The organism is Klebsiella terrigena (assembly GCF_006539725.1).
GTDB classification, from domain to species: domain Bacteria; phylum Pseudomonadota; class Gammaproteobacteria; order Enterobacterales; family Enterobacteriaceae; genus Klebsiella; species Klebsiella terrigena.
Window position 1 is genome coordinate 247,452 of record NZ_BJNO01000003.1, and the last position, 22,822, is coordinate 270,273.

At 62.2% G+C, this 22,822-nt stretch carries 16 protein-coding genes; 8 read left to right on the forward strand and 8 right to left on the reverse strand.

All coding sequences use genetic code 11. The annotated features are described in order from the left end of the window. The first annotated feature begins 59 nt into the window (after window positions 1-59). The 8 genes from RTE01_RS06060 to RTE01_RS06095 all read left to right on the forward strand — a co-directional run bounded on the left by RTE01_RS06060 (window position 60) and on the right by RTE01_RS06095 (window position 8,828). Window positions 60-1,337 carry an RbtT/DalT/CsbX family MFS transporter gene (locus RTE01_RS06060; RefSeq protein ID WP_041146418.1) on the forward strand — a complete coding sequence of 426 codons (1,278 nt, stop codon included), beginning with the start codon at window positions 60-62 and terminating at the stop codon, window positions 1,335-1,337. Between the two features lie 51 nt (window positions 1,338-1,388). Then, window positions 1,389-2,051, forward strand: a complete 663-nt coding sequence (gene hxpB, locus RTE01_RS06065; RefSeq protein WP_076945695.1) for a hexitol phosphatase HxpB — start codon at window positions 1,389-1,391, stop codon at window positions 2,049-2,051. 316 nt (window positions 2,052-2,367) lie between these two features. After that, window positions 2,368-3,522 carry a mandelate racemase family protein gene (locus tag RTE01_RS06070; protein ID WP_115192255.1) on the forward strand — a complete coding sequence of 385 codons (1,155 nt, stop codon included), beginning with the start codon at window positions 2,368-2,370 and terminating at the stop codon, window positions 3,520-3,522. Window positions 3,523-3,650: 128 nt separating this feature from the next. Continuing rightward, entirely contained in the window at window positions 3,651-5,273 is a 1,623-nt protein-coding gene (locus RTE01_RS06075; protein WP_141334802.1) for an ABC transporter substrate-binding protein, read from the forward strand. Continuing rightward, the gene (locus RTE01_RS06080; RefSeq protein ID WP_134527046.1) at window positions 5,270-6,307 is read left to right on the forward strand and encodes an ABC transporter permease; all 1,038 of its coding nucleotides are present in this window, start codon (window positions 5,270-5,272) and stop codon (window positions 6,305-6,307) included. The genes RTE01_RS06075 and RTE01_RS06080 overlap by 4 nt, the downstream gene beginning before the upstream one ends. Further along, window positions 6,304-7,209: an ABC transporter permease gene (locus RTE01_RS06085; RefSeq protein WP_134527043.1), complete on the forward strand. Its 906-nt coding sequence runs from the start codon at window positions 6,304-6,306 to the stop codon at window positions 7,207-7,209. The genes RTE01_RS06080 and RTE01_RS06085 overlap by 4 nt, the downstream gene beginning before the upstream one ends. Beyond that, the gene (locus tag RTE01_RS06090) at window positions 7,181-8,044 is read left to right on the forward strand and encodes an ABC transporter ATP-binding protein (RefSeq protein ID WP_045856425.1); all 864 of its coding nucleotides are present in this window, start codon (window positions 7,181-7,183) and stop codon (window positions 8,042-8,044) included. Before RTE01_RS06085 ends, RTE01_RS06090 begins: the two co-directional genes overlap by 29 nt. Before the next feature lie 10 nt (window positions 8,045-8,054). Then, the gene (locus tag RTE01_RS06095; RefSeq protein WP_134527040.1) at window positions 8,055-8,828 is read left to right on the forward strand and encodes an ABC transporter ATP-binding protein; all 774 of its coding nucleotides are present in this window, start codon (window positions 8,055-8,057) and stop codon (window positions 8,826-8,828) included. A gap of 38 nt (window positions 8,829-8,866) precedes the next feature. On the opposite strand, the gene yegS is transcribed toward RTE01_RS06095, so the two are convergent. The 8 genes from yegS to RTE01_RS06135 all read right to left on the reverse strand — a co-directional run bounded on the left by yegS (window position 8,867) and on the right by RTE01_RS06135 (window position 22,704). Continuing rightward, window positions 8,867-9,760 carry a lipid kinase YegS gene (gene yegS, locus RTE01_RS06100; protein WP_041146411.1) on the reverse strand — a complete coding sequence of 298 codons (894 nt, stop codon included), beginning with the start codon at window positions 9,758-9,760 and terminating at the stop codon, window positions 8,867-8,869. Window positions 9,761-10,034: 274 nt separating this feature from the next. Next, window positions 10,035-11,396, reverse strand: coding sequence for a prephenate-dependent tRNA uridine(34) hydroxylase TrhP (gene trhP, locus RTE01_RS06105; RefSeq protein WP_041146410.1), 1,362 nt, complete (start codon window positions 11,394-11,396; stop codon window positions 10,035-10,037). A 228-nt stretch (window positions 11,397-11,624) separates the two neighbouring features. Beyond that, window positions 11,625-12,347, reverse strand: coding sequence for an envelope stress response regulator BaeR (gene baeR, locus RTE01_RS06110; protein WP_045855766.1), 723 nt, complete (start codon window positions 12,345-12,347; stop codon window positions 11,625-11,627). After that, window positions 12,344-13,843 carry an envelope stress sensor histidine kinase BaeS gene (gene baeS, locus RTE01_RS06115; protein WP_041146408.1) on the reverse strand — a complete coding sequence of 500 codons (1,500 nt, stop codon included), beginning with the start codon at window positions 13,841-13,843 and terminating at the stop codon, window positions 12,344-12,346. Before baeS ends, baeR begins: the two co-directional genes overlap by 4 nt. Then, entirely contained in the window at window positions 13,840-15,255 is a 1,416-nt protein-coding gene (gene mdtD / locus RTE01_RS06120; RefSeq protein ID WP_134527037.1) for an MFS transporter, read from the reverse strand. The genes baeS and mdtD overlap by 4 nt, the downstream gene beginning before the upstream one ends. 1 nt (window position 15,256) lies before the next feature. Then, on the reverse strand, window positions 15,257-18,334 hold the full coding sequence (gene mdtC / locus RTE01_RS06125; protein WP_141334804.1) for a multidrug efflux RND transporter permease subunit MdtC: 3,078 nt from the start codon (window positions 18,332-18,334) through the stop codon (window positions 15,257-15,259). Beyond that, window positions 18,335-21,457, reverse strand: a complete 3,123-nt coding sequence (locus RTE01_RS06130; RefSeq protein WP_134527034.1) for an MdtB/MuxB family multidrug efflux RND transporter permease subunit — start codon at window positions 21,455-21,457, stop codon at window positions 18,335-18,337. It abuts the gene before it with no gap. Next, on the reverse strand, window positions 21,457-22,704 hold the full coding sequence (locus RTE01_RS06135) for an MdtA/MuxA family multidrug efflux RND transporter periplasmic adaptor subunit (protein ID WP_141334806.1): 1,248 nt from the start codon (window positions 22,702-22,704) through the stop codon (window positions 21,457-21,459). Before RTE01_RS06135 ends, RTE01_RS06130 begins: the two co-directional genes overlap by 1 nt. Window positions 22,705-22,822: the final 118 nt, after the last annotated feature.

Below are 22,822 nucleotides of genomic sequence, written 5' to 3' on the forward strand. Positions count from 1 at the left end.
AACAACCGCTCCGGTGGCGTCATCGGAGCGAACTCCTGTACCCTGCAAACGAGGTCATTATGTCCGCAACCAATAAACAGTGGCTCGGTCTGCCCCTGAATCTGATATGGGGATACATTGCTATCGCCGTGTTTATGACCGGCGACGGTTTCGAGCTGGCTTTTCTCTCGCACTATATCAAAGAGCTGGGCTTCACCCCGGCGCAGGCCTCTTTCGCCTTTACGCTGTACGGCCTGGCCGCCGCGCTCTCGGCGTGGATTTCCGGCGTGGTGGCGGAGATCATCACCCCGCAGAAAACGATGATGATCGGCTTCGTGCTGTGGTGCGTGTTCCACGTTCTGTTCCTGATTTTTGGCCTCGGACACGCTAACTATCCGCTGATCCTGCTGTTCTACGGCATTCGCGGCTTTGCCTATCCGCTGTTCCTCTACTCGTTCATCGTGGCGATTATTCACAACGTCAAAAGCGACAGCGCCAGCTCGGCGCTGGGCTGGTTCTGGGCGGTCTATTCCATCGGCATCGGCGTGTTCGGCAGCTACATCCCGAGCTTTACCATCCCGCATATCGGCGAGCTCGGCACGCTGTGGCTGGCGCTGGCGTTCTGCATCACCGGCGGCGTCATCGCGATGGTCGCGCTGCGCAAAATCGAAACGCCGCGGCATATGCAAAACCTGACCACCCGCGAGAAGTTTGCCGAGCTGGGCCGCGCGGTCACGCTGCTCTACAGCAATCGCAATATTCTGCTCTCCAGCATGGTGCGTATTATCAACACCCTGTCGCTGTTCGGCTTTGCGGTCATTATGCCGCTGATGTTTGTTGACGAGCTGGGCTTCACCACCTCGGAGTGGCTGCAGGTGTGGGCGGTGTTCTTCTTCACCACCATTTTCTCCAACGTGCTGTGGGGGATCCTCGGCGAGAAGCTGGGCTGGATCAAAGTGGTGCGCTGGTTTGGCTGCGTCGGCATGGCGCTGTCGAGCCTCGCTTTCTACTACATTCCGCAGCACTTCGGGCATAACTTCGCCATGGCGCTGATCCCGGCGGTTGCGCTGGGGATCTTTGTTGCCGCCTTCGTGCCGATGGCCGCCGTGTTCCCGGCGCTTGAGCCAAAGCATAAAGGGGCGGCCATTTCGGTCTATAACCTGTCGGCGGGGCTCTCCAACTTCCTCGCCCCGGCGATAGCGGTGGTCCTGCTGCCGTACTACAGCACCATCGGGGTGGTCATCGCCTACACCGCGCTGTACGTGCTGGCGTTCTTCCTCTGCGCGTTTATCCGCGTCGAGCAGCCGGGCTTTAGCCAGCAGCCGGCCGGCAGCGGTAAAAGCGTCGAATTTTCCTGATGAGAGTCTACGGGTCGCGTGAGCAATATCGCGGCCCGCCTGAGGTGGATGATGAGTATTAAAGCGGTAATTTTTGACATGGACGGCGTGCTGATTGACTCGGAAGGTCTATGGCGCCAGGCGCAGATGGAGGCCCTGGCATCGCTGGGCGCGACGGTCAGCGTCGAGGAGTGCGAAACCTTGACCAAAGGCAAGCGGCTGGACGACATTGCGCGCATCTGGTGCCGCCACTGCCGGCTCAGCGTCGCGCCGCAGCGCCTGCAGCAGACTATCCTGCAGCGGGTCACCGGCCTGATTACCGCCAGCGGCGAGGCGATGGAGGGGGTCAATGACGCCTTAGCCCATTTCCGCCGCTGCGGCTATAAGATTGCGCTGGCGACCTCCTCGTCCCATCAGGTTATTGCCGCCGTGCTGGATAAGCTCGCCCTGCGCCCCTGGTTCGACGCGATCTCCAGCGCCGACGACGAAGCGTGGGGCAAGCCGCACCCGGCGGTCTACCTCTCAACCCTGCGCAAGCTCAACCTCCGCGCGGAGCAGTGTCTGGTTATCGAAGATAGCGCCAGCGGCTTTCAGGCCGCCCGGGCCGCGGGTATTCCGACGATAGCGGTAGCTGAAGATTGCCAGCACCCGCAGTTCCAGGGGGCGGTTGCCCGCCATCACTCCCTCACCGAGCTGCTGCTGTCGCGCGACCAACGCGTTAAGGCGGCCGGATAGTTCCGAACCGATGAGCGCAGGATCCCTGGAGGTGTAAACGGTCGGTTTATCTCTTTTCTGCGCTCATTTTTCACGCTTTTCCCTTGGCGATCGCCTTCACATTTCCTCTCCCTTTTGTGAAAACAATCACGTCCTGTCGTGCCGATGCCCAAAATTCGGTCGTTGCATAGCGGAATTTGTCCGAGGCAGTGTTAATGATTTGTGCTTAGATTAATAATTGAAACGCTTTTTCAATTATATGAACTCATTCACCATGCTTATCAGTTGGGCGAATTTTGGCCATATGGGTTCAGGTGCATCGTACTAAGGACAAAGAATGAAAATTGAATCTGTAAACGTCACCGTTTTTCACTATCCCACCCGGCGGGTTGCCGATAGCGCCGGGCACTCCCACCCGGGAGCGGAAGGGCTGGCGAAAATGGCGATGCTGACCATCACCGCCGATGACGGCACCCAGGGCTACGCCTTCGCGCCGCCGGAAGTGGTGCGCCCGTTTGTGGTGGACACCTTTTTCCGCAAGGTACTGGTAGGTCAGGACCCCTTTAATCGCGAGCGCATCTGGCAGGATCTTAACCACTGGCAGCGCGGCAGCGCCCACCAGCTGACCGAGCGCGCGCTGTCGTTTGTTGAGCAGGCGCTGTGGGATTTGCTGGGCCGCAGGCTCAATATGCCGGTCTATAAGCTGCTGGGCGGCTATCGCGATAAGGTGCCGGCCTACGGCAGCACCATGTGCGGGGACGATCTGCCCGGCGGCCTGTCGACGCCGGACGAGTTCGCGGCGTTTGCCGAAAAGCTGGTGGCGCGCGGCTACAGGGCCATCAAGCTGCACACCTGGATGCCGCCGATCGCCTTTGCGCCGAATCCGAAGATGGATATCAAAGCCTGCGCCGCGGTACGTGAGGCGGTTGGCCCGGACGTTGAGCTGATGATTGATGGCTACCACTGGTACAGCCGCGCCGAGGCGCTGTGGATTGGCAAAGAGCTGGAAAAGCTCGACTTCGCCTGGTTTGAAGAGCCGATGGAGGAGGATTCGATGTCGTCCTACGCCTGGCTGGCGGAAAACCTGACCATTCCGATCGTCGGCCCGGAGAGCTTCGGCGGCAAGCATCATATGCGCGCTGAATGGGTGAAGGCCGGAGCCTGCGATATTTTACGCGCCGGGGCCAACGGCGTCGGCGGGATTACGCCCACCATGAAGGTGGCGGCGCTGGCGGAGTCTTTCGGCATGGACTGTGAGGTTCATGGCAACGGCGCGGCGAGCCTGGCGGTGGTGGGGGCGATCCGCAACTGCCGCTGGTACGAGCGCGGTCTGCTGCACCCGTTCCTCGATTACGACACGCCGGCCGCCTATCTCAACAGCATCGTTGACCCGATGGATGAGCAGGGCTTTGTGCATTTGTCACAGCGCCCGGGCCTCGGAGAAGACATCAACTTTGCGTATATCGAAGCCAATACCGTTAGCCACGACTGATTAATAAAAAGTCCGCATGCTGAAGGCATAGCGGACATGGCCGAACGGATAACAATGATAAAACAGGCCCTGAGTCAGCCGCTGCGGCGCAAATGATGACGGGCGTGTACCCTACAGGCGAAAGATAGATGAAGAAATCCTCCTTACTGGGAGCGTGCCTGCTCGCGCTCGCCGTGACGCTGGGGAGCGGGGCGAGCTACGCCAAAACGCCGCCCGACCAGCTGATCGTCGGTATGAATATGAATAACCTGCTGACACTTGACCCGGCGGCCATGACCGGCAACGAGGTGGTGGGGGTAGTGGTCAATCTTTACGATTCACTGGTTGAACTGGACCCCGAGCAGCTCACCAACGTGCGTCCGGCGCTGGCTAAATCCTGGGAGATAAGCCCGGACGGCGCGACGCTGACCTTCCATCTGCACGACAACGTGACGTTTCACTCCGGCAATCCGCTGACCGCAGCCGACGTGGTGTGGTCGATGCGGCGGATCCTGCACCTTAACCTCGCCCAGGCCTCGGTGTGGAAATCCTACGGCTTCAGCAAAAGCAATATCGATAAGCAGGTGACGGCGCTGGACGACGTGACGGTGCAAATCACCCTGCCGAAGGCCAACGATCCGCAGCTGGTGCTCTACTCCCTCGGCGCGCTTGGCAACCTTGGCGTGATCGACAGCAAAACGGTGCAAAGCCACGCGCAGGATAACGACTGGGGCAACCGCTGGCTGACCACCCACGAAGCCGGGTCCGGGCCGTTTATGCTGGAAACCTGGCAGGCGAAGGAGGTGCTGCGCATGCAGCGCAACCCGAACTACTGGCGCGGGGAGGCGAAGATGAGCCGGGTGGTGTTGCGCCATTTTCAGGAGTCGCAAACGCTGCGCCTGATGATTGAGAAGGGCGATCTCGACATCGCCAACAATATGGCGGTATCGGATATCAACGCCCTGCGCAGCAACCCGCAGCTGAGCGTCGATGCGGTGCAGCGCGGAACGATGTACTACGTGGCGATGAGCATGAAGGAGGCGCATTTCGCCAACCCTAAGGTGCGCGAGGCCCTGCGCTACCTGATTGACTATCAGGGGATTAACCGGGCGCTGATGCCGGGCTACGGCGTGCTGCACCAGCGGCCGATCAAAGCCGGCATGCCCTCGACGCTACCGGACCCGGGCTACCGGCTGGATATTGCGCGGGCGAAAAAGCTGCTGGCGGAGGCGGGCTATCCCGACGGCTTCACTACCACGCTGCGGGTGCTCTCCGACCAGCCGTTCCTCAATATCGCCATTGCCGTGCAGTCCACGCTGATGCAGGCGGGCATTAACGCCAAAATTATTACCGGTACCGGCAACCAGATCTACGGGGCGATGCGCGAGCGTCATTTCGACCTGCTGGTGGGTCGAGGCGGCAGCGGGATGGAGCCGCATCCGCACTCCAGCCTGCGGGCGCTGGTCTATAACCCGGATAACAGCGACGCCGCGCGGCTGACCAACTTCCAGGGCTGGCGGACCGGTTTTTACGACCCGCAGCTCAACACGATGATCGACGGCGCGCTGCTCGAACGCGACCCGCAGAAGCAGGTTGCCGACTACCGGGCGATTCAGGCCCGCTACGACCAGCTGATCCCGGCCCTGATCCCGCTTTCACAGATGGTTGATTCGGTGGTGGTCCGTCGGGAGGTGCACGACTATCGGCCGCATCCGTCCGCCACCACCTTTTTACGCGAAGTCTATAAAGTCAGCGAAGGAGAGAAAGGATGAGTACACGCCTTTTCGCGCCCGGCTCCCGCGCCCGGCGTTTGGCTAAACGGCTGCTGCAGGTGGCGATCACGCTGTTCGGCCTGCTGCTGCTCACCTTCACCATCGGACGGGTGATGCCCATCGACCCGGTGCTGGCGATTGTTGGCCCGGATGCCGACCACGGCACCTATCAGCAGGTGTACCACCAGCTGGGGTTTGACCAGTCGCTGGTCACCCAGTTTGCCATCTATTTCGTCAACCTGCTGCACGGGGATCTGGGCAACGCCCTGCTGACCGGGAAACCGGTGATGGACGACATTATTCGCGTCTTCCCGGCGACCATGGAGCTGGCGACGATGGCGATCATCGTGGGTGCCGGGCTCGGTATTCCGCTGGGCGTGCTGGCCGCGGCGCGGCGCAACAGCCTCAGCGACTACGTGGTGCGAATTATTAGCCTCGCCGGCTACTCGACGCCGATCTTCTGGGTCGGGATGATCGGGCTGCTGGTGTTCTACGCCTGGCTCGGCTGGGTGGGCGGCGCCGGACGGGTGGATCTCGGCCTGGACGGGATCGTGCCGCGGCGCACCGGCCTGATGACCGTTGACGCGCTGCTGGTGGGGAATGGCCGGGTATTCTGGAACGCCATCAATCACCTGATTTTACCCGCTTCGCTGCTCGGCTTTCACTCGCTGGCCTACATCAGCCGCATGACCCGCAGCTTTATGCTGGCCCAGCTGTCGCAGGAGTTCATTATCACCGCCAGGGTGAAGGGGCTCACCGAGCGGCAGGTTATCTGGCATCACGCCTTTCGCAACATACTGGTGCAGCTGCTGACGGTCGTGGCGCTGGCCTACGGCGCGCTGCTGGAAGGGGCGGTGCTGATCGAGACGGTCTTCTCGTGGCCCGGCTTCGGCTCCTATCTCACCGGCAGCCTGCTGCTCGGGGATATGAACGCGGTGATGGGCTGCGTGCTGCTGGTGGGGGTGATTTTCGTGATGCTCAATCTGCTTTCCGACATGCTGTACCAATTCTTTGACCCGAGGACCAAATCATGACGGTTTCGCTGGATACCCCGCTGCGAGGCGGAACGAACGAGGGCCGCCAGCGGATAGTTCGCGGGCTGACGCGCGGCGCTGGGTTTATCGGCAGGATGGCGCGCAATCCCCTCACCGCGATCGGCGGCGGGATTATCGGCCTGCTGCTGGTGGTGGCGATTTTCGCGCCGCAGATTGCCCCCTATCACCCGCTGGTGCAGGACCTCAATAACGCGCTGGCGGCGCCCAATGCGCAGCACTGGTTCGGCACCGACGAGTTTGGCCGCGATATCTTTAGCCGGCTGGTCTACGGCTCGCGCATCACGCTCTATATCGTGCTGCTGGTGTCGGTGACCGTTGGGCCGTTGGGGCTGCTGCTGGGGGTGAGCGCCGGCTACTTTGGCGGCAGGGTGGATATGGTGCTGATGCGCGTCACCGATATCTTTATCTCCTTCCCGAGCCTGGTGCTGGCGCTGGCCTTTGTGGCCGCGCTGGGCCCCGGCCTTGAGCACGTGGTGATTGCGATTACGCTGACCGCCTGGCCGCCGATTGCGCGTCTGGCCCGCGCGGAAACGCTCTCTCTGCGGCAGGCCGATTTTATCTCGGCGGTGCGTTTACAGGGCGCTTCTGCGACCCGCGTGCTGTGGCGGCACATTGTGCCGCTGTGCCTGCCGTCGGTGATCATCCGCATCACCATGAATATGGCGGGAATTATCCTGACCGCCGCCGGGCTGGGGTTTCTCGGCCTCGGTGCCCAGCCGCCGGATCCGGAGTGGGGGGCGATGATCTCCAGCGGTCGCACCTACATGATGGAGTGCTGGTGGGTAGTAACGATCCCAGGGCTGGCAATCCTGATCAACAGTCTGGCATTCAACTTCTTAGGAGATGGCCTACGTGACATCCTCGATCCTCGTAGCGAATAGCGCACCGCTGCTCGACGTGCGCGACCTGTGCGTCGACTTTGTTAACGGCGGCGCGGTCACCCATGCGGTGCGCGGCGTCTCCTTCCAGCTGGGGCGGGAGAAGCTGGCGATTGTCGGCGAGTCCGGCTCGGGCAAATCCACCGTCGGGCGGGCGCTGCTGCAGCTGCATCCGAAAAAGGCGCGGGTTAGCGCCAGCCGGATGCAGTTTGCCGACCTTGATTTACAGCAGCTCAGCGAGGCGCAGATGCGCGCCGTGCGCGGCAAGCGCATCTCCATGATTATGCAGGACCCGAAATACTCGCTCAATCCGGTAGTGTGCGTCGGCGATCAGGTGGCTGAAGCCTGGCTCACCCACCATCCGGGGCGTAAAAACGAGGCCAGAAGCAAAGCGCTGGAGATGCTGGAGGTGGTGCGCATCCGCGACCCGCAGCGCGTCTATCGGCTCTATCCGCACGAAATCTCCGGCGGCCAGGGGCAGCGCATCATGATCGCCATGATGCTGATCGTCGACCCGGAGCTGGTGATTGCCGATGAGCCCACCTCGGCGCTGGACGTCTCGGTGCGTCTGCAGGTCCTCGGCCTGCTCGACGATCTGGTGCAGTCGCGCGGGCTGGGGCTGATATTTATCAGCCACGATATCAACCTGGTGCGCAGCTTCTGCGATCGGGTGCTGGTGATGTACGCCGGGCGGGTAGTGGAGTCCATTGCCGCCAAAGACCTTGATAACGCCCGCCATCCCTACACGCAGGGGCTGATTAACTCCCTGCCGGATATGCAGCGTCGCCGCCCGGTGCTGCCGGTCCTACAGCGCCAGGCCAGCTGGCTGACGGAATAAGGAGAGCCTGATGATTGACGTACAAAACCTCAACCTCGCCTTTGGCGAGGGCAGCAAGCGTAGCCAGGTCCTGCATGACGTGAGTTTTCACGTCCGTTCCGGCGAGATCTACGGCCTGGTGGGGGAGTCCGGCTCCGGCAAAACCACGGTGCTGAAGTGCCTGGCCGGGCTGTTCACCCACTGGCAGGGGGCGCTGGCGATCGACGGCCGCGCGCTGGAGCATAAAATCAGTCGCCAGCGCTGTCGCCAGGTGCAAATGGTCTTTCAGGATCCCTACGGCTCGCTGCACCCGCGGCATACCGTGGGCGATATTCTTGAGGAGCCGCTGCAGATCCACGGTATCGGCGATCGCGATCGGCGGGTCAATACGCTGCTGGACAGGGTGGGGCTAAATCGCGCCTTTCGCGACCGCTATCCGCACCAGCTTTCCGGCGGCCAGCGCCAGCGGGTGGCGATCGCCCGGGCGCTGATCCTCGAACCTCAGGTGCTGCTGCTGGATGAGCCCACCTCGGCGCTGGACGTTTCGGTGCAGGCCGAGATCCTCAACCTGCTGGCGGAGCTGCAGCGGGAGGCGAAGCTCACCTATTTAATGGTTACCCACGACCTTGGGGTGATTGCCCATCTCTGTCATAAGGTGGCGGTGATGCAGCACGGGCAGATCCTCGAAACCCTGACGGTGGATGCGTTGGTCAACGGCGAGGCGCAGGCGGCCTACACGCAAATGCTGGTCAATGCCAGCCGGCAGTATACCCGGGAGTTGGCGCGGGAGGTGGCCGCGTACTGAATGACGCCCGGCGACCTGTCGCCGCCGGGCGTCGGGGATTATTTCAGCAGCGCGCAGTCCGGCGGCAGCCGGCAGCGCAGGGCGCCGGGCAGAATTTCCATGCGGAAGGTTTTGCCGCTCAGCGGCTCGCCGTCGAGGTTAAAGGTCATCTCGTGGGCGGCGGTAATTTCAAACCACGACGACACGCCGTCCACCAGGTTAGGGGAGTTGTCGGGATTGGCCAGCGTGCTGAACAGCGCCGGCAGCAGCTCCTGGCCGGTAAAGATGCGCAGATGCAGCAGCCCGTCGTTGATTAACGCTTGCGGGCACAGCTGCTGGCCGCCGCCGGCCTGACGTCCGTTGCCGATGCCGATCACCAGCGCGTCCCCTTGCCAGGAGAAGTTTTCCCCGCGAATTTCACAGCGGTCGGGCTTGAGGGTATCCATGCGCATCAGGCCGTGGATCAGGTAGGAGACGCCGCCCAGCGCGGCCTTGAGTTTTTCCGGCGTTTCGGTGGTGATCCGGGTGCCGAAGCCGCCGGTGGCCATATTGATAAAGCCGGTTTTATCGTTGACCCGCGCGACGTCAATCGCGATATCGCGCCCGACGATCGCCAGCTTGAGTGCGCTGGCAAGATCCTGTGGGATGCCGACGCTGGTGGCGAAGTCGTTGGCGGTGCCGAGGGGGATGATCCCCAGCGCCGCCTTGCTGCCACTCTGCACCAGCGCGGTGGCGACTTCATTGATGGTGCCGTCGCCGCCGCCGGCAATCACCGTGCCGACGTTAAGCCGTTCGGCCTCATCGACGAAGCGCTCGGCGTCGCCTTTTTCCCAGGTGACGCGGACGTGGATATCGACGCCTTCGTCGCGTAACAGCGTTATCGCTTCGCGCAGCTGCGGCTCATTAGCGCCTTTGCCATTCAGGATCAGTAAGCTGGACGGAAACGTTGACATGATGGTTGCCTCATTGCACAAGATGCAGACAGTGTATCTCAGGTTGGCGGCGATGAAAATTTTACGCGAAAAATCGTGGGGATAGCGCGCGGGCGGCGGGATTAAAAAAATAAGCCCGCGTAAGGGAGATTACGCAGGCTAAGGAGGTGGTTCCTGGTACAGCTAGCATTTATGGGTTATGTTTTTCAGCGAAATGGATGATAACGACTTTAAGCGAAACGGTATGTGATCCGTTTCTAATATCCGTGCATCCTGAAAAAATAACCCTGATAAACTAGTTGCCGTGCGGGTTTCGGGTGCTCTGGCCGGTGAAGTTGCGCATCAGCAGGGCGTACTGCAGCACCATATCTTCCGGTACCGGCAGCCAGACCGTGTAGCCGTCGCCGGGGGCGACCGGCATCACTTCGCCTTTGGCATTTTCCATATGCTCGAGGGTGAAGTTGACGTTGCCCTGCGGCGTCATCAGCTCAAGGCTGTCGCCGAGGGTGAATTTGTTCTTCACCGCCACCGCCGCCAGCTGGCCGTTACGTTCGCCGGTAAACTCCCCGACAAACTGCTGGCGCTCTGACAGCGAGTAGCCGTACTCGTAGTTCTGATAGTCATCGTGGGTATGGCGACGCAGGAAGCCTTCGGTATAGCCGCGGTGGGCCAGCCCTTCGAGGGTTTCCAGCAGGCTTTCGTCGAACGGTTTGCCAGCGGCAGCGTCGTCGATCGCCTTGCGGTAGACCTGCGCGGTACGGGCGCAGTAGTAGAAGGACTTGGTGCGGCCTTCGATTTTCAGCGAATGCACGCCCATCTTGCTCAGGCGCTCAACGTGAGCGATGGCGCGCAGATCCTTCGAGTTCATGATGTAGGTGCCGTGCTCGTCTTCGAAGGCGGTCATATATTCGCCCGGACGCTTGGCTTCTTCAATCATAAATACCCGATCGGTCGGCTCACCAATTCCAAGAGTGGGCTCAACGTTCTGTACCGGGATCGGCTCATGCTTGTGGACGATATTGCCGACGTCGTCCTGCTTGCCTTCCTGGACGTTATATTCCCAGCGGCAGGCGTTGGTGCAGGTGCCCTGGTTCGGGTCGCGTTTGTTGATATAGCCGGAGAGCAGGCAGCGGCCGGAGTAGGCCATGCACAGCGCGCCGTGAACGAAAATCTCGAGCTCCATCTCCGGCACCTGGCTGCGAATTTCGGCAATCTCTTCCAGCGACAGCTCGCGCGAGAGAATGACCCGGCTGAGCCCCATCTGCTGCCAGAATTTTACCGTTGCCCAGTTGACGGCGTTGGCCTGGACCGAGAGGTGGATCTGCATCTCGGGGAAGTTTTCCCGTACCAGCATGATTAGGCCCGGATCGGACATGATCAGCGCATCCGGCCCCATTTCCACTACCGGCTGCAGATCGCGAATAAAGGTCTTCAGCTTGGCGTTATGCGGCGCGATATTCACCACCACGTAGAACTTTTTCCCCAGCGCATGGGCTTCGTTGATGCCGAGCTGCAGGTTTTCGTGGTTGAATTCGTTGTTGCGCACGCGCAGAGAGTAGCGCGGCTGGCCAGCATAAACGGCATCTGCGCCGTAGGCGAAAGCGTAACGCATATTTTTCAGCGTTCCCGCCGGGGAAAGGAGTTCCGGTTTAAACATGATTTTCTCGTTCTGATGACAGGTCAGATTCGCCGCAGCTGGTGGGCGAGTTGGGGAGTGTCCCCACATTAAGGGCGGGCATTGTAGCGCCGTGGGGCAGGCAGGTAAACCCTTTCCCGCCGCCTGCGCCGGTCGGATGGTTCAGGCGCTATAGAGGGCATAACGGCGGAGGCGCTGTAAGCGTAAAAAAATACCCGCCAGAAGGCGGGTAATGGCGCTAGCCCCGGCCTATGCCAGCCGGCAGGCGTCCGCCTCCCAGCGGTAGCCGACGCCGTAGACGGCGCGGATAAACGACTGCTCGGCGTCCAGCGACTCCAGCTTGCGGCGCAGGTTTTTAATATGGCTGTCGATGGTGCGGTCGGTGACTACGCGATAATCATCGTAGAGATGATTCAGCAGCTGCTCGCGCGAGAACACTTTGCCCGGCTCCTGGGAGAGCGTTTTCAGCAGGCGAAACTCCGCGGGGGTGAGGTCCAGCAGCTTGTCGCGCCACGAGGCCTGAAAGCGCCCTTCATCGACGATCAGCGGGCTGTCGGCATCCAGCGCCTGCAGCTCCGGGCGCGGCCGGCAGCGGCGGAGGATGGTTTTCACCCTCGCCACGACTTCGCGCGGGCTGTAGGGCTTGCAGATATAGTCGTCGGCACCGATCTCCAGCCCCAGCAGGCGGTCGATCTCCTCAATTTTGGCCGTCACCATCACCACCGGAACGTCGGAGAAACGGCGAATTTCGCGGCACAGCGTCAGGCCGTCGGTGCCCGGCAGCATCAGATCCAGCAGGATCAGGTGCGGCGGCGTCTGGCGAACGTAGGGCAGCACCCGATCGCCGTGGTTAATCAGCGTCGGCGCGTAGCCTGCGGCAAGCAGATAGTCGATCAGCAGCTGGCCGAGTTTGGGTTCATCTTCCACGATAAGAATACGCGGCGTGTTTTCATCAACAGGTAATTCAGTCATACGTCTCTCGGTAAATCGCGTTCCAGAGGTAACTCTACTTTAATGCTAACCCCGCCAAAAGGCGAATGGCCGGCCCGTAAGGTGCCGCCGTGGGCGGCGACGATATTCACGCAGATAGCCAGCCCGAGGCCGGAGCCGCCGCTGGCGCGATTGCGCGAACCTTCCGCGCGGTAGAAGCGTTCACAGAGGCGCTCCAGCTGGGCGTCGCTGACGCCAGGGGCGCTATCGGCGAAGTCGACGATCAGCATCCGACCGCTTTGCGCGGCGCTAATCAGCAGCTTGCCGCCGCTGTCGGTGTAGCGAAGGCTGTTTTCCAGCAGGTTGTTGAAAAGCTGCATCAGGCGATCGCCGTCGCCGAAAATCATCGCGCTTTCCGGCAGCGATACGCCGATCTCCAGCCCGCGGCTGGCGAAGCGCTCGCGGAAGGCTCCCGCCGCGACTTCCAGCAGGTTGATGATATCCACGGAGGTTTTCTGATAGGCCAGCGCGCCCTCGTCCGACATCGACAGCTGGTGCAGATCGTCAACCAGCTTGGTGAGGGTAGCGACCTCCGCCTGCAGGGAGGGAATAGAGTCCGGGGTGAATTTGCGCACTCCGTCCTGAATCGCCTCCAGCTCGCCGCGCAGAACCGCCAGCGGCGTGCGCAGCTCGTGGGAAATGTCCGCCATCAGGTCGCGGCGCATCTGCTGGTTGCGCTCAAGGGTGCTGGCGAGCTGGTTAAAGTCCTGCGCCAGGCGGCCAAGCTCGTCGCCGCCGCTGGCGGTGACGCGGGTGGAGAAATCCCCCGCCGCGAGGCGATGGGTGCCCTCTACCAGCCGCTTGACCGGCGCCAGCAGGCCGCGCGCCAGCGGGAAGGTGGCCAGCGCCGCGAGGATGGTCGCCAGGGCCACAATCAGCCAGCTGGTGCGCTTCTGCTGACGATCGAAGTTGATATCGGTATTGCGGGTTAAGCGCTCTACCGGCGAGGCGATGACCGCCCCCACCGCGGCGCCGTCAACGAGGATCTCGCGGCGGGTGCCGTCTTCGGGCACCGGCTCGCGCGGGCCGACCAGCACCCGGCCATTCTGATCCACCACCCAGAACATCGTCCGCCAGCCGTGCGGCGGAATATCCGGCCCGGGACCGCGCGGCCCGTCATCCGGCGGCGGGCCGCGGTCCGAGCCGGGGCCTGGCCCGCGCGCTCCGTCAGGCCCGGGCCCCTGGCCGTGGCCAGCGGGGGAGCGGTCGTCGTTGTCGCGCTCAAAGGTGCGCAGCAGCTGGAAAATAAAGCGGTCGTTGTTGCGCAGGAACTTCCAGCTGCCGTGCTGGGCGTACTGCTCGCTGAGGGCGTCGCCGAGCATCGTCAGCCGCTGCTCGTTGCCGCGCTTAATGTAGTCGATAAATCCGCGCTCAAAGCTGATCCGCACCGCCCAGTGCATGCTAATCAGCAGCACGATACAGGTGGCGAAGATGGCGAGAAACAGTTTGCCGGTAATGCCGGGACGCCAAAACTTCACGGTTCACTCCTTTTGCGGCGGGCGATGACGGTATTGCCTTCGATGTCATCCGGCACGCGGGAAAAAATAAGCGCCGGCAGCGCAATAATGACCGCCATGCTCAGATAGGTGTAGAGAAAGACCTGATGCGCGGTCGCCGCATCGGCGCTGAGGTGCTGCTGGCCGAACATCCCCAGCAGCATGCCGGCGATGGTCACGCCAATGCTCATCGCCAGCTGCATCACCATCGACAGCATGCTGTTGCCGCTGCTGGCCAACGGGTCCGGCAAATCCTTCAGCGTCAGGGTATTCATTGACGAGAAGCGGCTGGAGTTGATCATGCCCTGTAAAAACAGCACTACCGGCAGCAGCCAGTACCAGCCCGCCAGCGCGACGGCCATAAACAGCAGGCTAACCAGCGCGAGGCCGAGGGTGGCGACGGTCAGCACCCGGCGGTAGCCAAAGCGGTTCACCACCTGCACCACGATGCGCTTCATGCCCATGCTGCCGAGCACCATCGGGATCATCATCAGGCCGGCGTGGAACGGCGTGAAGCCGAGGCCAATCTGCAGGAATACCGGGGTCATAAACGGCAGCATGCCGCTGCCGATGCGCCCGGCAAAGCTGCCGCCGAGCCCGAGGGAGAAGGTGCAGTTGCGGAACAGGTCGAGGCTGAACAGCGCCCCGTCGTTGCCCCGCGCGTGCCACAGATAGAGCCCAATGGAGGCGATGCCGATGGCCACCAGCGCCGCCAGCAGCGGCGGAGAGATGCCGAGGCCCTTTTTGCCGTCAAGGGCGAGGGTCAGCGTCGCCATGCCGGCGGCGAGCAGGATAAAACCGAGCATGTCAAAGCGCCGCGTCTGCAGGGTGTAGTTCGGCATCAGCGAGAGCGTGGCGATAGCGCCAATAATGCCGACCGGAATATTGATTAAAAAGATCCAGTGCCAGGAGGCATATTCCACCAGCACGCCGCCGAGCGCCGGGCCCAGCAGCGGCCCGACCTGGCCGGGAAGGGTGACGAAGGTCATCGCCGCCATATACTGCGAGCGGGGGACGATTTTCATCACCGTCAGGCGGCCAACCGGCACCATCATGGCGCCGCCGACGCCCTGCAGCACCCGGGCCAGCACCAGCTGGTCGAGGGTATTGGCCTGGGCGCAAAACAGCGATCCGAGGGTAAAGAGGATAATGGCGCTGAAAAAGATATTGCGCACCCCCACCCGGTCCGCCAGCCAGCCGCTGGCGGGCAGCATAATCGCCACCGTCAGCACGTAGGAGACGATAACCATATGCATATGCAGCGGGCTCTCCCCGAGGCTTTTGGCCATCGAGGGGAGGGCGGTATTAACGATAGTGGTATCCAGCGACTGCATAAAGAAGCCGAATGCCACTATCCATAGCTGCCAGCGTACGCTGGACGGGAGATCGGTCATGTTATTCGCTTACCGGTTGCCGGGCTTTTCGGGAAAAACGCAGCCGCAGACGATCGAAGAACAGATACACCACCGGCGTGGTGTACAGCGTCAGCAGCTGGCTCACCACCAGGCCGCCGACGATGGTAATTCCCAGCGGCTGGCGCAGCTCCGAGCCGTCGCCGCCGGATAGCACCAGCGGCAGCGCGCCGAACAGCGCCGCGAGGGTGGTCATCATAATCGGGCGAAAACGCAGCAGGCAGGCCTGGAAAATGGCCTCTTCCGGCGGCAGGTTGCCGTTACGCTGCGCCTCCAGCGCGAAGTCGACCATCATGATGGCGTTTTTCTTCACTATTCCAATTAATAGCATAATTCCGATCAGCGCGATGAGGCTGAACGGCGCGCCGAACAGCTCCAGCGCCAGCAGCGCCCCGACTCCCGCCGAGGGGAGGGTGGAGAGGATTGTCAGCGGATGCACGTAGCTTTCGTAGAGGATCCCCAGCACGATATAGACCGTTGCAATCGCCGCCAGAATCAACACGATCTGCGAATTCATGGTCTGCTGGAAAACCTGCGCGGTTCCGGCAAACGAGCCGCGCACGCTGGAGGGCACCCCGAGCTGGGTCATGGCACGGTTGATGGCCTCGCTGGCCTCCGACAGGGATTTACCGGTAGGCAGGTTAAAGGAGATGGTGGAAGCCGCCGAAAGTCCCTGATGGTTCACCGACAGCGGGGCGTTAGCCGGCTGCCATTTGGCGAAGTAGGAGAGCGGGATCGGTTTGCCTTCGCTGTTGATAACAAACATCTTATCCAGCGCGCTGACGTCCTGGGTATAGACCGGGTCCACCTCCATCACCACCTTGTACTGGTTGAGGGGCTGGTAGATGGTGGAGATCTGCCGCTGGCCGAAGGCGTTGTTGAGCAGGCTGTTGGCGTCCTGCACGCTGATACCGAGGCGCGACATGGTATCGCGATCGTAGAGCAGGTCCATCTCCGCGCCGTTGTCCTGCTGGTCAGAGTTGACGTCAGCCAGCTCGGGCAGCGCCGCCAGCGCTTTGCGAATTTTGGGCTCCCACTCACGCAGCGCCGCCAGGTCGTCCGACAGCAGGGTGTACTGGTAGCTGGCGTTGGACTGGCGTCCGCCGACGCGGATATCCTGCACCGCCATCAGGAACAGGTTCGCCCCCGGCTCCTTCGCCAGCTTTTTCCGCAGCCGGTCAATGATCTGCTGCGCCGTTTCGTGGCGCTGGTCGCGGGATTTAAGGGTGATAAACATCATCCCGCTGTTGACCCGCGAGCCGCCGGTGAACCCGGTAACGTTATCCACCGCCGGGTCTTCCCGAATGATTTTCATAAAGTCCTGCAGCTTGCCGCGCATCGCCTGGAAGGAGATGCTCTGGTCCGCCTGAATGCCGCCCATCAGCACGCCGGTATCCTGCTCCGGGAAGAAGGTTTTCGGAATCGAGATATAGAGCCAGATGCTAAGGGCAATCGTGCCCAGCAGGACGAGGCCGGTCATTCTGCTGTGCCTCAGCACCCACTTCAGCGATTTGCCGTAGCCGCCCTGGACGGCCACCAGTAGGCGGCCAAAGCCGCGGTTGCGCGTAGGCTCGTGCGGCTTGCCGCTCTTCAGCAGCCAGCCGCACATCATCGGCGTCAGGGTTAATGACACCGCCAGCGATATACCAATCGCCACCGACAGGGTGACCGCGAACTCGCGCAGCAGACGCCCCGGCAGGCCGCCCATCAGCAGCAGCGGTAAAAAGACCGCCACCAGCGACAGGCTCATCGACAGCACCGTAAAGCCCACCTCCCGGCTTCCCTGCAGCGCCGCCTGCAGCGGCTTCATCCCCGCCTCAAGGTGGCGGGAGATATTCTCCAGCACCACGATAGCGTCATCCACCACGAAGCCGGTGGCGATGGTCAGCGCCATCAGCGACAGGTTGTTGAGGCTAAAATCGCAGAGGTACATGGCGGCAAAGGTGCCTATCAGCGACACCGGTACCGCCACCGCCGGGATCAGCGTGGCTCTGCCGGAACGCAGGAACAGGAACACCACGAGGATCACCAGCGCCACCGAAATCACCAGCGTCTGCTCGACCTCCTCCAGCGAGGCGCGGATCGTCGGGGAGCGGTCCTGGGCGATTTGCAGATCGATCGCCGCCGGGATGGTTTTTTGCAGATCCGGCAGGCGCGCGCGAATGCTGTCCACCGTCTGGATGATATTGGCTTCCGGCAGCTTGCGGATCATCAGCAGAATTGCCGGTTTGGCATTGGTCATCCCGGCGTTGCGCACGTCCTGTACCGAATCGCTGATGTTGGCAACGTCGCCGAGACGCACCGCCGCGCCGTTGCTGTAGTGCACGATGACGGGCTGATACTCCGCGGCGGTTTTCAGCTCATCGTTGGTGTGGATCTGCCAGCGATGGCTGCCGTCCTCCAGCGCCCCCTGCGGCCTGCGCACGTTGGCGTTATCAATCGCCGTGCGCACGGCGTCCAGCGACACGCCCTGGTTAAACAGCGCCTGCGGATTGAGGTCCACGCGCACCGCGGGCAGGGAGCTGCCGCCGACGTCAACGTCGCCGACGCCGTCAATCTGGGCGATCGTTTGCGCCAGCTGGGTGGAGGCAAAATCGTACAGCTCGCCCTGGGAGTAGGTATCCGAGGTGAGCGTCAGGATCATAATCGGCGAATCTGACGGATTGGCCTTGCGATAGGTTGGACGGCTCGGCATGCCGCTGGGCAGCAGGCTTTGCGCGGCGTTGATCGCCGCCTGCACGTCGCGGGCAGCGCCGTTGATATCGCGGTCGAAGTTGAACTCCATAATAATGCGCGTGCTGCCCAGCGAGCTGGAGGAGGTCATCTCATTGACCCCGGCAATGCGCCCGAGGGAGCGCTCCAGCGGCGTCGCCACCGACGAGGCCATGGTTTCCGGCGAGGCGCCGGGCAGCGAGGCGCTGATCATGATTACCGGGAAATCCACCTGCGGCAGCGGGGCGACCGGCAGCAGGCGGAAGCCGAGAATGCCGCACAGGGTGATGGCCAGCGAAATCAAAATCGTCGCCACCGGGCGGTAAATGAAGAGAGCGAAAAACTTCATTTACGCCTCCTCCTCACGCCGTGGGAAGCGGCTTTTGAGGTACAGCGACAGGCGGTCGAACAGCAGATAGATGACCGGGGTGGTAAACAGCGTCAGCACCTGGCTGAGCATCAGGCCCCCGACCATGCCGATCCCCAGCGGACGCCGCAGCTCCGCGCCGACGCCGGTGCTCAGCATCAGCGGCAGCGCGCCGAGCAGCGCCGCCAGGGTGGTCATCAGAATGGGGCGAAAACGCAGCAGGCAGGCCTGATAAATGGCCTCGCGCGGCGGCATGCCCTGTTCGCGCTCGGCGGCGAGGGCAAAGTCGATCATCATGATGGCGTTTTTCTTGACGATACCAATCAGCAGGATGATGCCGATAATGGCGATCACGTCCAGCTCGCTGCCGGCGAGCCACAGGGCCAGCAGGGCGCCGACGCCGGCGGTCGGCAGGGTTGAGAGAATGGTGATCGGATGGATAAAGCTCTCATACAGCACGCCGAGGACGATATACATCGCCACCACCGCAGCGACCACCAGCCAGACGGTATTCCCCAGCGCCGACTGGAAGGCAAGAGTGCTGCCCTGGAACTCGGTGCGGATATCGGTGGGGAACTCCAGCGCCTTCTCGGCGGTCTGAATCGCCTCCACCGCATCGCCGAGGGAGTAGCCGTCCGGGACGTTAAACGAGATGGTGGTCACCGGGAACTGGTCGAGGTGGTTGATCGACAGCGGGGCAAAGCGCTGCTCAACGGTGGCGATTGACTTCAGCGGCACGATGCCGCCATCGCTGCTGGTGAGGCGAATGCCGTCGAGCGCGGCGAGCCCCGGCGTGGCCTGGGTGTCATGCTCCAGCACTACCCGATACTGGTTGGCCTGGGTATAGATGGTTGAGATCAGGCGCTGGCCAAAGGCGTTGTACAGCGCATTGTCGACATCGGCCATGCTGATCCCAAGGCGGCTGGCGCTGTCGCGGTCGACGTTGATGTAGGCCGCCAGGCCCTTATCCTGCCAGTCGCTGCTGACGTCGGAGAGCTGCGGCAGCGCCTGCAGGCGGGTCAGCAGCTGCGGAACCCAGTTGCTGAGCGCATCCAGCGAGTTGGCCTGCAGCGTGAACTGGTACTGCGTGCGACTGACGGTGGTATCGATGGTCAAATCCTGGGTGGGCTGCAAATAGAGCGCGATGCCCGGAATGCCGTCCACCGAGCGCTGCAGGCGAGAGATAACCGTCTGGACGCGGTCGTCGCGCTCGCTCAGCGGCTTGAGGTTGATCTGCAGCCGGGCGCTGTTCAGCGCCGGGTTGGTGCCGTCGACGCCCACGAACGACGTCAGGCTCTCCACGGCCGGGTCCTTGAGGATCAGCGCCGAGACCTGCTGCTGGCGCTGGGCCATGCTGGCAAAAGAGGCCGACTGCGGGGCCTGCAGCGTGCCCTGAATAATGCCGTTGTCCTGGATCGGGAAGAAGCCTTTCGGGATAAACACCCACAGCATAATCGACAGCGCCAGGGTGCCCAGCGCCACGCTGAGGGTCAGCCACGGGTGGTTCAGTACCCGGCTCAGCAGGCGGCCGTAGGCGGCAATTACTCGATCGAAGAAGCGTTCGCTGGCGCGGGAGAAGCGGTTTTGCTTGCGCAGCGATTCGTGGCTCAGCATCCGCGCGCACATCATCGGCGTCAGGGTTAGCGACACCACGGCGGAGATCAGGATCGCCACCGCCAGGGTGACGGCAAATTCGCGGAATAATCTGCCGACGATATCGCCCATAAACAGCAGCGGGATCAGCACCGCGATCAGCGAGAAGGTCAGCGATATGATGGTAAAGCCGATCTCGCCGGCGCCCTTGAGCGCGGCGGTCAGCGGTTTTTCGCCCTTTTCTATATAGCGCGAGATGTTTTCGATAACCACGATGGCGTCATCGACCACGAAGCCGGTGGCGATGGTCAGGGCCATCAGCGTCAGGTTGTTAATCGAGAAGTCGAGAAACACCATCACCGCAAAGGTGCCCACCAGCGAGAGCGGCACGGCGACGCCGGGGATAATGGTCGCCGGGACGTTGCGCAGGAACAGGTAGATGATCATCACCACCAGGGCGATTGCCAGCATCAGCTCAAACTGCGTATCGCTCACCGAGGCGCGAATGTTGTTGGTGCGATCGGAAAGGACCTGCACCTTGACCGATTTCGGCAGGCTTTCGGTCAGCTGCGGCAGCATCTGGCGCACGCTGTCGGCGGTGGCGATAATATTCGCTCCCGGCTGGCGCTGAACGTTCATGACGATCGCCCGCTGGTTGTTCGCCCACGCGCCGAGCCAGCTGTTTTCCGCACCCTGCTCGATAGTGGCGACGTCGCCGAGGCGAATCGGCGCGCCGTTCTGGTAAGCGACGATCAGCCGGCGATACTCTTCCGCCGACTGCATCTGGTCGTTCGCGGAGAGCGTCACCGCCCGCGACGGGCCGTCGAGGCTGCCTTTCGCCGAGTTGACGTTGGCGCTGGTGATCGCGGTGCGGATGGTTTCACTGGTCAATCCGAGGGCGGCAATCGCCTGCGCGTTGAGCTTCACGCGCACCGCCGGACGCTGGCCGCCGGCGAGGGTCACCAGACCGACGCCGGAGACCTGGGAGATTTTCTGCGCCACGCGGGTTTCCACCATATCTTCCACCTGGGTCATCGGAATGGCGGAAGAGGTGACCGCGAGGGTCATAATCGGCGGATCGGCCGGGTTCACCTTGCTGTAGACCGGCGGATTAGGCAGGTCTGAGGGAAGCAGGTTGGTGGCCGCGTTAATCGCCGCCTGCACCTCCTGCTCGGCGACGTCCAGCGGCAGCGTCAGCTGGAACTGCAGGGTCACCACCGAGGCGCCGCCCGAGCTTTGAGACGACATCTGCTTGAGGCCGGACATCTGGCCAAACTGGCGCTCCAGTGGCGCGGTGATCGCGGAGGTCACCACGTCCGGGCTGGCGCCAGGGTAGAGGGTGATTACCTGAATGGTCGGATAATCCACTTCCGGCAGCGCCGAGACCGGCAGAAAGCGGTAGCCGATAATCCCGGCCAGCAGAATAGCCACCATCAGCAGCGTGGTGGCCACCGGGCGCATGATAAAGAGACGGGAAGGGCCGCCCGTACTGCTCGGCGGTAGGACTTGCATCAGGAGCGCGCTCCTTTTTTGCCGTATTCGCGGCTGGTGGCTTTTTCCGGCGCGGCGGCGGATGCGCTGTGCGGCTCGACGACTTCAACCTTCGCGCCTTCGGTCAGGCGATCGATACCGTCGGTGACCACGCGATCGCCGGCGGAAAGCCCGGCGCTAATGACCACCTTCAGGCTATCCTGAATACCCGGCGTCACCGTATGCTTGCTGACCTTGTTGTCGGCGTTCAGCACCCACACGAAGTGGCCCTCGTTGCCCATCTGCAGGGCGGCGGCAGGGATCACCACCGCATTGTGCTCGGTATCCACCAGCATGCGGGCGTTAACGAACTGGTTGGGGAACAGCGCATCGTCCTGGTTGCTGAAGCGGGCTTTCAGCTTAATGGTGCCGGTGGTGGCGTCAATCTGGTTATCCAGGCTGAGCAGCGCGCCGCTGGCGATTTTCTGCTTGTTGGTGCGGTCCCAGGCCTCAACCGGCAGGGTTTTACCCGCCTTCTGCGCCTGAACCACCGCCGCGATGTCATTTTCCGGCAGCGTGAAGACTAAATCGATCGGCTGGGTTTGCGTTAATACCACAATGCCGGTGGTATCGCCGCTGGCGATCTGGTTGCCGATATCTACCTGCTTTAAGCCGACGCGCCCGTCGATGGGCGCGACGATGCGGCTCCAGTTGAGCTGCAGCTGGGCGCTGGCCACCGCCGCTTCGTCGGCTTTAATCGTGCCGTTGGTTTCGCTGACCAGCGACTGCTGAGTATCCAGCTCCTGACGCGAAACGAGGTTGCTCTTGACCAGCTGCTGATAGCGGGCGAGGTCGCGCCTGGCGTTGGCAAGGGTCGCCTTATCTTTCGCTAGCTGGCCCTGGGCCTGCGCCAGCGCGACTTTGAACTGGCTGGGGTCGATTTCCGCCAGCAGATCGCCGGCTTTTACCTGCTGGCCTTCCTGGAAGTGGATCGCCAGCAGCTGGCCGTCGACGCGGCTGCGCACGGTGACCGTATTGGCCGCGGTGACCGTGCCGAGGCCGCTGAGATAGCGCGGCACCGATTCGCTGGTGGCCGTAGCCGCCTGGACCGGTGCCAGGGGCGCGCCGAAGCGGCCGTGACGGCCGCCCGCAGCGGGCGCACCTTGTCCTGCCGCCGCCGGAGCCGCTTCACCCGCCGTATCACGACCCTGCCAAAACCAGTATGCGGCGCCGGCAACGATGACGACCGCCAGGGCGGTTGCCCAACGAAGTGTGTGACTGCCTTTCATTATTTTGCTATCTCATCCTGAAACGTTTCGCGAAATGATACTAGTTTAGTGAGGGAACGCCCCGCAAAAATGGAGGAATTATGAAAAGACTGTTGAGATATGTCTGGATAGAGACCAT